The sequence below is a fragment of the Ectopseudomonas composti genome (assembly GCF_001567565.1).
Lineage (GTDB): Bacteria > Pseudomonadota > Gammaproteobacteria > Pseudomonadales > Pseudomonadaceae > Aquipseudomonas > Aquipseudomonas composti_A.
The window spans coordinates 707,307-719,874 of sequence record NZ_LSSW01000029.1; the positions used below are offsets into that span (position 1 = coordinate 707,307).

The 12,568-nt window shown below is 62.3% G+C and carries 11 protein-coding genes; all 11 read right to left on the reverse strand.

What is annotated here, in order from left to right:
* Window positions 1–12 precede the first annotated feature (12 nt).
* Window positions 13–1,701 carry an ATP-binding SpoIIE family protein phosphatase gene (locus PCLY_RS19770; RefSeq protein WP_061241401.1) on the reverse strand — a complete coding sequence of 563 codons (1,689 nt, stop codon included), beginning with the start codon at window positions 1,699–1,701 and terminating at the stop codon, window positions 13–15.
* Window positions 1,701–2,006, reverse strand: coding sequence for an STAS domain-containing protein (locus PCLY_RS19775; RefSeq protein WP_061241404.1), 306 nt, complete (start codon window positions 2,004–2,006; stop codon window positions 1,701–1,703). The genes PCLY_RS19770 and PCLY_RS19775 overlap by 1 nt, the downstream gene beginning before the upstream one ends.
* 85 nt (window positions 2,007–2,091) lie before the next feature.
* Window positions 2,092–2,541, reverse strand: coding sequence for a flagellar export protein FliJ (fliJ, locus tag PCLY_RS19780; protein ID WP_061241407.1), 450 nt, complete (start codon window positions 2,539–2,541; stop codon window positions 2,092–2,094).
* 46 nt (window positions 2,542–2,587) lie between these two features.
* Window positions 2,588–3,934: a flagellar protein export ATPase FliI gene (gene fliI, locus PCLY_RS19785; protein WP_061241409.1), complete on the reverse strand. Its 1,347-nt coding sequence runs from the start codon at window positions 3,932–3,934 to the stop codon at window positions 2,588–2,590.
* The gene (gene fliH, locus PCLY_RS19790; protein ID WP_061241411.1) at window positions 3,924–4,727 is read right to left on the reverse strand and encodes a flagellar assembly protein FliH; all 804 of its coding nucleotides are present in this window, start codon (window positions 4,725–4,727) and stop codon (window positions 3,924–3,926) included. The genes fliI and fliH overlap by 11 nt, the downstream gene beginning before the upstream one ends.
* 3 nt (window positions 4,728–4,730) lie before the next feature.
* On the reverse strand, window positions 4,731–5,747 hold the full coding sequence (fliG, locus tag PCLY_RS19795) for a flagellar motor switch protein FliG (protein WP_061241412.1): 1,017 nt from the start codon (window positions 5,745–5,747) through the stop codon (window positions 4,731–4,733).
* Window positions 5,740–7,527: a flagellar basal-body MS-ring/collar protein FliF gene (fliF, locus tag PCLY_RS19800; RefSeq protein ID WP_061241414.1), complete on the reverse strand. Its 1,788-nt coding sequence runs from the start codon at window positions 7,525–7,527 to the stop codon at window positions 5,740–5,742. Before fliF ends, fliG begins: the two co-directional genes overlap by 8 nt.
* Window positions 7,528–7,537: 10 nt before the next feature.
* On the reverse strand, window positions 7,538–7,867 hold the full coding sequence (gene fliE / locus PCLY_RS19805; protein WP_017679158.1) for a flagellar hook-basal body complex protein FliE: 330 nt from the start codon (window positions 7,865–7,867) through the stop codon (window positions 7,538–7,540).
* 234 nt (window positions 7,868–8,101) lie between these two features.
* Window positions 8,102–9,517 (reverse strand): sigma-54-dependent response regulator transcription factor FleR, encoded by a 1,416-nt coding sequence (gene fleR / locus PCLY_RS19810; protein WP_061241416.1) that lies wholly within the window; start codon window positions 9,515–9,517, stop codon window positions 8,102–8,104.
* A gap of 3 nt (window positions 9,518–9,520) precedes the next feature.
* Window positions 9,521–10,735 (reverse strand): sensor histidine kinase, encoded by a 1,215-nt coding sequence (locus PCLY_RS19815; RefSeq protein ID WP_061241418.1) that lies wholly within the window; start codon window positions 10,733–10,735, stop codon window positions 9,521–9,523.
* 165 nt (window positions 10,736–10,900) lie between these two features.
* On the reverse strand, window positions 10,901–12,376 hold the full coding sequence (locus tag PCLY_RS19820; RefSeq protein ID WP_061241649.1) for a sigma-54 dependent transcriptional regulator: 1,476 nt from the start codon (window positions 12,374–12,376) through the stop codon (window positions 10,901–10,903).
* Window positions 12,377–12,568 lie beyond the last annotated feature (192 nt).

Here is a 12,568-nt window from a genome sequence, read left to right on the forward strand (position 1 = left end):
TCGAAGCGCGAATTATGCCTCAGTGGACCAGCAAAACTCCACGCTGACGCCCCGTCCGTCGGAGCAATGCCCGAAGCCATCGCTTAGCTCACGCACCAACGACAGCCCCCGCCCACAGAGCGCATCATCGGCCGTATCGATGACACTGGCTGGGTCGAAACCAGGCCCGCTGTCTTCCACTCGCACGATCAGCCGACCGCCGTTCGTCTCGGGCAGCATCTGCAGATGAAAACGCACATAGCCGTCATGCAGCGACGCCAGGCGCAGACGCCGCTCCCGGTAGTACTCGGCAAAGCCACTGGCATCCCTCTTGAGCGACGAGTCCAGGCCCATCACACCATGCTCCAACGCATTGGAGTAGAGCTCGGCGAGCACGGTATACAGCTCACCGCCACGTGGCCGCAGTGCTTGCACGTCCAGCAGCAGCTGCAGCAGAAACGGCAAAGGGTTGAAATGACGCAGACTCAGTGCACGAAACTCGAAACTGGCCGACCAGTCCATCACGCTACTCTGGCCGCTGTCGGCAAAGGCCAGCGGCCGGGGACGTTCATCGTCTTCGGCCAAACCGACCTGGACCATGCTGACATCGTCCTGTTGCTCACCGCGAAATGCCACCAGCGCCTGCTGGATTTCCTCGAACAGCGCCTGCGGTTGGCGATTGGCATCCAGCAGACCGAGCAGGCGCGCCTCGCCGAACAACTCCCCTTGCTTGTCGCTGGCTTCGAGAACACCGTCACTGAGCAGGAAAATGCGATCCCCAGGCGCCAGCGGGTAGACCTCACAACGGTCGCTGAAGGCCGCAGGCCCTAGAATCCCCAACGGCAGATGGCGTGACACCAAAGGCTGACGCGGACGGCCATCGGCATGCAGCAGGTAGCCATCGGGCAGCCCGCCGTTCCAGACTTCGAGCAAACCCCGCTTGCTGCTGATATTGAGCACGGTGGCGCAGCAGAAAACGCCGACCGGCAGGATACGCTTGAGCTTGGCGTTGATCTCGCGAAGGATTTCGGCGAGCGCATGCCCCTTGGCAGTCATGCCGTAGAACACCTCGGCCAGCGGCATGGCGCCAATGGCCGCCGGCAAGCCATGGCCGGTGAAGTCGCCAAGCAGCACATGCATGCCACCGGACGGGTTGTACGCGGCCAGTAGCAGATCGCCGTTGAACAGCGCATAAGGCGACTGCATGTAGCGGATGTTCGGCGCATCCAGGCAACCGGAATGCGCCACCTTGTCGAATACCGCCTTGGCCACGCGCTGCTCACGCAGCAGATGCTCGTTGTGCCGGGCGATCAGGTCGCGTTGCCGCAGCACCGTGTCATGCAGCCGGCGCAGGCGGTCCATCGCACCGATCTTGGCTTCGAGTATCACCCGGTTGTAGGGCTTGGCGAGAAAGTCATCGCCACCGGCCTCGAGGCAACGCACCAGCGCCTCACCTTCGGTCAGCGAAGTGAGAAAGATGATCGGCACCAGCGCCTCGCCGGCCTGCTGCTTGATCCGCCGGGCAGCCTCGAAGCCATCCATCACCGGCATCAGCGCATCCATCAACACCAGGTGCGGGCGCTCCTGCTCGAATAGCGCCACCGCCTCCAGGCCATTGCTGGCGGTAAGCACGCGATGGCCCTGGCGACTGACGATGGTGGACAGCAGCATGCGATCAGCCGCGTTGTCCTCGGCAATCAGAATCGCAAGACGATCAGGCATCAGCTGATCTGAAACAGCTGCTCGAAGTTGGAGATCGCAAGGATCTTGCGCACATCGCTGCTGCAATTGAGCAGACGAATTTGCGCAGAATCGCCGCCGGCATGGTCACGTAACAGCAGCAACATGCCCAGCGCCGAACTATCCAGGTAACTGGTATCACGCAAATCGACCTGATAGCGCTTGGGCGCGACGTTTACACGCTCGTAGGCGTCGCGAAACTCCTGATGAGAGGCGAAGTCGAAGCGTCCTCGAATCACAATGGTCAGCTCTTGTCCGTCCGCGGACGGCTGCGAAGTGATGGCCATGTCTACTCCTTTGTCGAGACTCTGCCAAATGGGGCGGTTCACGTCTCAAGGTGTAGCATCTGGCAGGCGACGAAACAACTTCTATTCAGGATTCACCGCGATCGACCAGGCGTTGCGCCAGCTCGTCGAGCAATTTCTGCTCACGCTTGTCCTCGGCCAATCGGGCTTCGTCTATGTAGCGCTGCACCAGTTTGCGCAGCCCTTCGAGCCGCGCATAGCGCTGCTGCCACACGGCACGCATCTTCTCAAGGTTGGCACGATGCCACTCGAGACTCTGCTGCTGCTGGCCGACCGCCGTTTCCAGTTGCGACAAAAAGCGTTGATAGTTCATCAGCCACTGGCCGGAAACGCCCTTGCTGCCCTCGCTGATCCACTGCTGCTGATAGTCACCGCGAAAACGTTCCAACTCGCCCAACTTGGCTTCGGCCTGGCCTACCAACCCCTTGCAATGCCCGAGCTGGCGGGCTGCCTCGCGCTCGGCCCTTTCTGCCATTTCGACGACCGGCTGCAGACGCTTGGCGCGACTGAGACTCATGACTGCATGACCTCACCGACGTCACAGGATTTGCGGGTCAACAGCATCATTGCCCCAGCACGGTGGCCAGTTGTTCTCGGCTCTGCTGCATACCCACGCTGTCATCCAGGCCCTGGCGCAGATACTGAGCCATCAGCGGCTGGCGCGCGATGGCCAGGTCAGTATCCGCATCACCACCAGGAACATAGGCCCCGACGCTGATCAGATCGCGACTTTGCTGATAACGCGACCACAGCTGCTTGAAACGCTGCGCCTGCTTGAGCTGCTCAGGCGGTACCACCTGCGGCATGACCCGGCTGATGGATGCCTCGATATCGATTGCCGGATAGTGCCCCTCCTCGGCCAGACGGCGAGCCAGGACGAAGTGTCCGTCGAGCACGCCGCGCGCGGCGTCGGCGATAGGGTCCTGCTGGTCATCGCCCTCACTCAGGACCGTGTAGAAGGCAGTGATCGAACCACCGCCGGCTTCGGCATTACCGGCACGCTCGACCAGTTTCGGCAGTTTGGCGAATACCGAGGGTGGATAGCCCTTGGTCGCTGGCGGCTCACCGATGGCCAGGGCAATTTCACGCTGAGCCTGGGCATAACGGGTCAGTGAGTCCATCAGCAGCAGGACGTTCTTGCCCTTGTCGCGGAAATATTCGGCGATGCGCGTGCAGTACTGCGCGGCACGCAGACGCATCAGCGGCGCATCGTCGGCCGGCGAAGCGACCACCACGGAACGCTTGATGCCCTCCTCGCCGAGGATTTCGTCGATGAACTCCTTGACCTCACGCCCCCGCTCGCCAATCAACCCGACCACGATGATTTCGGCCTCGGTGAACCGGGTCATCATGCCCAGCAGCACGGACTTGCCCACGCCGGTACCGGCGAACAGGCCCAGACGCTGACCGCGTCCGACGGTAAGCAGGCCGTTGATCGAACGGATGCCGACATCCAGCGGCTGACTGATGGGGTCACGCTTGAGCGGGTTGATGCTGGGGCCATCCATCGGCACCCAGTCTTCGGCCTTCATTCCGCCCTTGCCGTCCAACGCGCGCCCTGCGCCGTCGAGCACTCGCCCCAGCATGGACATGCCCATGGGCAAGCGCCCGGCGTCCGGCAGCGGCACGACCCGTGCGCCTGGCGCGATGCCAGCCAGGCTGCCGACCGGCATCAGGTAGATCTTGCCAGCGGAAAAGCCCATCACCTCGGCCTCGACCTGAACCGGGTGATAGCTGTCTTCATTGATGACCAGGCAGCGACTGCCAATTGCCGCGCGCAAGCCTTCGGCTTCCAGGGTGAGGCCGACCATGCGCAGCAGACGACCTTCGAGTATGGGCTGACTGGGCAGGCTGATCGCATCGCTGTAGCCCTCCAGACGCCGGGCGAAGCTCACACGATCAAGGCGCATCGGCGCTGTCCAGTTCCAGATTGATGTCCGCCTCGGGCGGCTGGGTAGCCTGCGCGCGCTGCTGCTCGAACAATTGCTTGAGAGCCTGCGCCATGCGCGTCTCGACACTGGCATCGATCTGACTGTGCTCGGTCTCGATGCGGCAGCCGCCCGGCAGCAAGCTGTCGTCCTCGAGAATGCGCCAGCTTTCCTCGTGACGCTCACGCATCGCCTTGATGGTTTCGAAGTCTTGCGGGTTGATCTGGATGCGCACGTTGTCGGCGCCCATGGGCAGCAACTTGAGCGCTTCGCGCAGCACCTGGCGAATCTGGCTGGAATCAGTGTTGAGCTCGCGCTGAATGACCTCGCGCACCATATGACTGACCAGGCGCACCACGGCCACTTCCATCTGCTGGTCCTGCTCGGCAATGGGCTCGAGCAACTGCGACATGAGCGTTTCCAGGCTGCCGACCTTCAGCGCCAGCGCGGCATCGGCCTCCTGTTTGGCCTTGATCTGGCCGGCATGAAAGCCGTCCTTCTCGCCGGTGGCGAAGCCTTCGTTGTAGGCATCCTGGCGGATGGCCTCAAGCTCATCGAGCGTCAGTGGTTTGACATCTTCGAGGGCGACTTCCTCGACCTGCGCAGCATCCTGCTCCTCTACGGCCGCGGCAGGCGCTTGCGCCTGCTCATCTGCGGCCGCATCGGCGTCGCTCGGCTCTGTGCCCGGCGCATCGAAGCTGGGCAGCGCCCAACGGTCGAATGTGCCCAGATCCTTGGCGCGAATCAGCTCGCTCTCAGGCTCCTTGGCTGCCATGGCTTAAACCATTTCCTCGCCGCCCTTGCCGCCGAGCACGATCTCTCCGGCTTCGGCCATACGCCGGGCAATGGTGAGAATTTCCTTCTGCGCACCTTCCACGTCGCTGACGCGCACCGGCCCCTTGGCTTCCAGGTCGTCACGCAGCAGCTCGGCCGCACGCTTGGACATGTTCTTGAACACCTTGTCCTTGATCGCCTCGTCGGCGCCCTTGAGCGCCAGCACCAGCACTTCGGACGAGACTTCGCGCATCAGTGCCTGGATACCACGGTCGTCGACATCGGCCAGGTTGTCGAAGACGAACATGAGGTCCTCGATCTGCGTCGACAGGTCTTCGTCCACTTCGCGAATGGAGTCCATCAACTGGCCTTCCACCGAGCTGTCGAGGAAGTTCATGATGTCTGCCGCACGCTTGACGCCGCCCATGCTGGCGCGTGTGGTATTGGCACTGCCGGAGAACTGCTTCTCGAGGATCTGGTTGAGTTCCTTGAGTGCCGAGGGCTGCACGGTATTGAGCGAAGACACGCGCAGGATGATATCCAGGCGCACCTTGTGATCGAAATGACTGAGCACTTCACCCGCCTGGTCGGGGTCGAGGTAGGCCACCACGATGGCCTGAATCTGCGGGTGCTCGTAGCGAATCACATCGGCCACGGCGCGCGGTTCCATCCATTTCAGGCTATCCAGGCCGCTGGTGCTACCACCGAGAAGGATACGGTCGATGAGGTTGCCGGCCTTGTCCTCGCCCAGCGCTGCGGTGAGCATCTTGCGGATGTAGCCGTCAGAACCCACGCCCAGGCTGGTCTGGTCGCCGACGATGTCGACGAACTCGCCCATCACCTGCTCGACTTGCTCGCGGTGGATGTTGCGCATACCGGCCATGGCGACGCCGACGCGCTGCACTTCCTTCGGTCCCAGGTGGCGCAGCACCTGAGCGGCGTCGGTCTCGCCCAGCGACAGCAGGAGAATCGCGGCCTTGTCGACCTTGGTCAGCTTGGTAGCGGTACGATTATCACTCATCGGAATTGATCCACTCTTTCACCACCTGGGCGACACGACCTGGGTCTTCCGCCACCAGGCTCTTGATAGCGTTCAATTGTGCATCATACCCCTCGCTGGGGCTGGGCAACATAATGCTCTGTGGGCCGCCGAGGCTGACACGATCATCGGACAGCTCGCCGCCCAGGCCACCCATCTCACCCAGCTCGACATCGCCGGAACCTGTCAGCGCCTTGCCACGACCGCCACCGGTGATGTTGTTGAGCACCGGGCGCAGCACACCGAACACCAATACCAGGATGAACAGGACACCGAGCACCTGCTTGACGATGTCCCAGAACCAGGGCTGGGTGTAGAACGGAATGTCCGGAATCTCTTCGCCCATCGATGCGGTGAACGCCGTGTTGATCACACTGACGCTATCGCCACGACTGGCATCGAAGCCCACCGAGTCCTGTACCAGACGCGTGAACCGCGCCAGGTCGTCGGCTGTCCACGGCACCCGGCTGCTTTCGCCAGTGGCCGGATCGACACGCACCTGATCATCCACCACCACGGCAACCGACAGACGACGCAGACGCCCCTGCTGCTGACGGGTGTAGCTGATGGAGCGATCAAGCTCAAAGTTGCGCGTGGACTGTTCGCGCTTGTCTGCCGGGTACGGCGCCAGCATCGGCTGTCCGGTTGCCGGGTCCATGATCTGTTGACCGTTGGCATCGACCAACGGCTGCCCGGCTGCAATCGGACCGGCCGGAGCGGCGGCGCCGCCTGCAGCCTGCTGCGGTGCGGCAGCCGGGCCAGGTGGCTGGTTGGACAGCGCGCCCGGCACACCCTGTGGCGGCAGGCTGCTCTGGCGCTGCTCGTTGACCTGCTGTTCACTGCGCAGCGCCGGCTGATCCGGATTGAACATCTCGGAGGTGGATTCCACCGCGCTGAAGTCCACGTCAGCTGATACTTCCGCCTTGTAGCGGCCAGTGCCCAGCACAGGTTGCAGAATGTTGTGCACACGCTGGGTGAACAGCGTTTCCATACGACGGGTGTAGTCGAACTGCTTGCCAGCCATGGTCAGCTCGGACAACTCCTGCTGATCGGAGAGCAGGTTGCCCTTCTGATCGACCACGGTGACCTGGCCCTTGTCCAGCTCAGGCACGCTGGTCGCGACCAGATTGACGATGGCCATGACCTGGCTCGGCTCCAGCGCACGCCCCGGGTAAAGCTCGACCAGAACGGAGGCCGAAGGCTTGCGCTCGTCACGCACGAACACCGAAGCCTTGGGCATGGCCAGGTGCACACGTGCCGCCTTGACGTTGTTGAGGCTGGAGACAGTACGCGCCAATTCGCCTTCGAGGCCGCGACGATAGCGGGTTGCCTCCATGAACTGGCTAGTGCCGAGGCCCTGTTCACGGTCGAGAATTTCAAAGCCGACGCTATTATCGGTGGGCGCCACACCGGCAGCGGCCAAACGCATGCGCGCACGCGCCAGATCATCGGCCTTGACCAGCAGCGCGCCAGAATTCGGTTCGATGGTGTAGTCGATGCCGGAAGCAGTCAGGGTCTCGACCACCTGGCTGGCATCCATCCCGTTGAGGCTGCCATAGAGCGGACGATAATCCGGCTGCTGCGACCAGAGCACCACGGCGAAACCGATCGCCACACTGGCAGCCAGCCCGACCAGAAGCCCGAGCTGACGCAGCACCGACATCTCGGCGAGGTTTTCAAGGAAGCTCAAGCCGAACAGCGGCTTCCTGGGCTCACCTGCATCGGCTTTGGCCGGTACGTTTGCTACTGCTGCTTCAGCCATGAATCAACCCTCAGACCGGCATCTGCATGATGTCTTGATAAGCCTGGACCAGCTTGTTACGAACCTGGGTCATGGCCTGGAAGGATACGCTGGCTTTCTGCGAGGCGATCATCACGTCGGTCAGATCGACCCCGCTCTGCCCCATCTCGAAAGCGGTAGCCAGTTTATTGGAGGCCTGCTGGGTCTCGTTGACCTTGTTCACCGCCTGGCCGAGCATTTCCGAGAAGCTCGGCGCCCCTTGCACAGGCTCGCTCACAGCCGGCTTCTGCCGTGCCATGGCCTCGGCCTGCATGGAACGCATTTCCAGCATCAAGCGATTGAATTCGACACCCTGGCTCATGACTTCCTCCACTGCCCGCTTTTTGACACTAGCGGCGCTATGCAGGGGTATCTGCAACAAGGGTGCCAGAATGAAAAGAAGCTCGGAGAGCGGCACAAGCGGAGAGCGGAGCGCCATGATCGATGTGCACGGCGCGCCCTACAGCCGGAGGATCAGACAGAGGGTGCCTGATGACGCTGAAGCGCCACGCAGCGCCGCAGCCGCAAAGGCCGCGACGCGCCGTGGCGAGCGACCTCAGCTGGCGTACAGATAGGCCTCGACGTCCATTCCGGCGTCACGCATCTGCGCCAGCTTGTAACGCAGGGTGCGCGGGCTGATACCCAGGCGCTCGGCAGCCTCCTTGCGGCGGCCACGCTCGGCGCGCAGGGTGTCGATGATCACCTGGAACTCTCGGCGGCGAAGGTCTTCGCCAAGCGCGCCGGAATCCACCACGCTCGCCGACTCGACCGGCGGAGCCACTGGAGACGCAACGCTCGGCACGACGGCCAGGCGCGGCGCAGCGCTCTGTACCGTCTGGCCGATAGGTGCGTGCAGACAGAGATCCTGGGCCTGAATCACCCCGCCCTGCTGCAGAATCAAAGCCCGCTGAATGGCGTTATCCAGCTCGCGCACGTTGCCCGGCCACTGATGCTGCACCAGGCTCTGCGCAGCCGACTCGGACAAACGCACCGGTGCCTGATTCATTTTTTTGACGTGCTTGGTCAGCAGCCGCTCGGCCAGCGGCAGAATGTCGGCAGGACGCTCACGCAGCGGTCGCCAGGCCAGGGGGAAGACCGACAGCCGATAGTAAAGATCCTCGCGGAAGCGCCCTGCGGCGACCTCACTCGCCAGATCCCGGTTGCTGGTGGCGAGCACGCGAATGTCCAGGTTGATCGGCTTGCGTGCGCCGACCCGTTCCACCTCACGCTCCTGCAGCACGCGCAGCAATTTTGCCTGCAGCCCCAGCGGCATTTCGGAAATCTCGTCGAGCAGAATGGTCCCGCCATCGGCCAGCTCGAACTTGCCTGGCTGCGCCGTGACCGCCCCCGTGAATGCGCCCTTCTCATGGCCAAACAATGTTGCTTCGAGCATGTTGTCGGGAATCGCCGCACAGTTGATGGCGATGAAAGGGCCGGATGCACGGGGCGATTGTTGATGGATATAACGCGCCAGTACCTCCTTACCCGTTCCAGATTCGCCGGTGATCATCACCGTCGAATCACTCTGCGCCACGCGGGAAGCCAGCTCCAGCAGCTGCACGCTGGCCGGCTCGAGCGCCACGGGACCGTCACGGTCCCCTGCCGTCAACTTTCCGAGAGCATGCTTGGCCACCAGCTCCAGCAATGTACGCGGCTCGAAGGGCTTGACCAGATAGTCGGCGGCGCCCTGGCGAATGGCATCCACCGCACGCTCCACTGCACCGAACGCCGTCATCAGCAAAACCGGCAACTGCGGGTAGCGACTGCGAATCTGCACCAGCAACTGGTGGCCATCCATGCCCGGCATGTTGACGTCGCTGACCACCAGGCCGAACGGCTCCTCGGTCAACGCGACCAATGCAGCTTCGGCGCAATCGACCGCCCGATAATCATGCCCGCCCAGGCACAGGGTGTCGGCCAGGGCTTCGCGCAGGGCGCGATCGTCTTCAACCAGCAGGACTTTGGCAGCCATGGGTTACTCCTGATTCGAGTGAGGCGCTGCATCGAGCAGCGGCAAAGAAACGATGGCGCAGGTACCGCGACCCGCGCGCGATTGCAGCAGCAACTGGCCCTGATGGGCGCGCGCCACAGCCTTGACCACAGCCAGGCCGAGGCCAGTACCCGTGGTTTTGGTGGTGAAGAACGGCTCACCCAGGCGCACCAGGGTTTCCCGGCTCATGCCGGGGCCGTTGTCACTGACGCACAGGCGCAACAGGTTGTCGCGTCGGTACAGATGAATCTTCAGGCGCGCATCGCGCCCAGCCGCCTGTATGGCGTTATCAATGAGGTTGAGCACGGTGCCGACCAGCGTGTCGCGGTTGCACAGCAACTCGCCGTCACGCACGTCGCACTGCCAGCGGACCGCCATCTCGCCTACATGTGCATCGGCCGCAGCGCGCAAGGCGTCGAACAAGACCGAAGGTGGCAGCCGATCCGGCAGCGGCAGCTCGCCACGGGCGAAGATCAGCATGTCGCGCACCTGATTCTCCAGCTCGTGCAAGCGCTCCTTCAAACGTCCAGCGAAGCGCTGCTGCTGCTCGGCAGGCAGCACCTGCTCATTGAGGTGGCTTGCGTAAAGCAGCGCGGCGGAAAGCGGTGTACGGATCTGATGCGCCAGGGAGGCGACCATTCGCCCTAGCGCGGAGAGACGCTCGTGACGAGAAAGCTGGTCCTGCAGGCGACGGGTTTCTGTCAGGTCGGTCAGCAGCACCAGTTGCCCCGGCTCCCCGTGCAGGGAACGGGTGGCGATGGATAGACGACGGCCGTCGCGCATGGAGATTTCGTGGCCATCGTCTTCGCGCGGCGCGAAATTGCGAGCGATCACCTGCCGCCAGAGCATCCCCACCAGCGGCTGACCGAGCAATGCGCGCGCAACCGGGTTGGCCTCACGCACGACGCCCTGGCCGTCGATCACGATCACCCCACCGGGCAACAGGTCCAGCAGACTTTGCAGGCGATGAGCCAGACGCTCTTTCTCAGCGAGTTCCTGCATGCGCTGGGCGCTGACCAACGCCAGCTGCCCTTTCAGCTCATTGACCCGAGCCTCGAGCAGGCTGTAGGACTCGCTGAGCTGGCTGGACATCTGATTGAACAGGGCAAAGGCCTGCTCCAGTCCCGCACGGCTGGCTTGTTCGAGCGGTGCGGAGGCACTGGGCTCGGCTGACTCGGTAGGACGAAGGTTGGCTTCCATCTGCTTCTCTCGTACGACGCACCGTCAGAAGACGGTCAGATACAAGAGCTTTAGCAATCCCCGTGCCTACTTTTTTATTCTTATTTATCAGTCACTTGAAAAAACAAAGCCGGAGCTTGCGTCAAAGCTCCGGCTTTATCTGTGGCATTTACCCAAAACGCAGGATCAATCCTCGTCTTGGCCGTCCTCGTCGCGGCGGCTCATGCCGTACTTGCGCATCTTCTCCACCAGCGTGGTCCGACGAATACGCAGACGTTCAGCCGCACGCGCCACCACGCCACCCGCATCATCCAGCGCCTGCTGGATAAGGCCCTGTTCCAGATTGCCGAGGTAATCCTTCAGATCCAGGCCTTCCGGGGGCAACATGGCCGGCGTATCGAGGCCCGGCAGACCCGCCATGATCGCCGCGCGCTCTTCCATCTCGTCACGCAAGCTGGCCGCGAGGTGCTCATCCTCGTCATCGACATGACGGAATTTCTTCGGCAGCTCGCCGACACCGATCACGCCGTAGGGATGCATGATCGCCATGCGCTCCACCAGGTTGGCCAGCTCACGCACGTTGCCCGCCCAGTCGTGGCGACACAGCGACATGATCGCCGCCGAGTTGAAACGAATGGAACCGCGCTTCTCGTGCTCCATGCGCGAAATCAGCTCGTTCATCAGCAGCGGGATATCTTCGATGCGCTCGCGCAGCGGCGCCATCTCGATGGGGAAGACGTTGAGGCGGTAGTAAAGATCCTCACGGAAACTGCCGTCCTCGATCATTTTCTCCAGGTTCTTGTGCGTAGCGGCAATGATGCGTACGTCAGCGGTCTGCGTCTTGTTGCTACCGACGCGCTCGAAGGTACGTTCCTGTAGCACGCGCAGCAGCTTGACCTGCATCGGCAGCGGCATGTCGCCAATTTCGTCGAGGAAAAGCGTACCGCCGTTGGCCAACTCGAAGCGCCCTGCCCGGCTGGTGATAGCGCCGGTGAAAGCCCCCTTCTCATGACCGAACAACTCGCTCTCGAGCAGCTCAGCCGGGATAGCGCCGCAATTGACCGGAACGAAAGGCGCCTCACGACGCTTGGAGTGGTAGTGCAGATTACGCGCCACCACCTCCTTGCCAGTCCCAGACTCACCCAGAATCAGCACGCTGGCCTCGGTATCGGCCACCTGCTGCATCATCTGCCGCACCTGCTGAATGGCACGACTGGTGCCTACCAGGCTGCGGAACAAATTGGGTTCGCGCTGACGACCACGATCACGGGCCTGGTCATACATCTCGCGATAGACCTGAGCGCGGTGCAGGGAGTCGAGCAGCTTGTTGTAGCTGAGCGGCGTCTCCAGGCTGGCGAGTACACGCCTGCGCAAATCTTCAGGCCACTCGGCCAAACTGGAGTCGCCCACCGTCAACAAGGGCAGAAACTCGTCCCAGCCAGCAATCTGTTTGGTCAGTTCCAGGGCACCGCCCTTGGCTTCAACGTCACCCAGCAAGACACTGAGCACTTCACGGCTGGAACTCAGCTCGGCCACTGCATTGCGCCAGTCCTGGCTCGTGCAGGCTAAATGCTCTTCCCCTAGGAAACTCAGAATGATCGCCAACTCGTGACGACGCGCAGCATTGTCATCGATCAACAGGATTTTGGTTTCACGCCACATCTTGTGTTTGTCTGACCCGAGGAGTGAGAGATCGCGCGCCAGATCTTCGGCGCGCACCAGCATTTGGCCACTAGTAAAGTCAAAAAATTGAAGCCAGTCAAATTTATGACGTAACTTTTTTGCCCGCACGTGAAACTAGCTAAGCAGCCGTTTGCAGAGAGGGGTAGTGATAGCAGATAAAAAAGAAGGAGA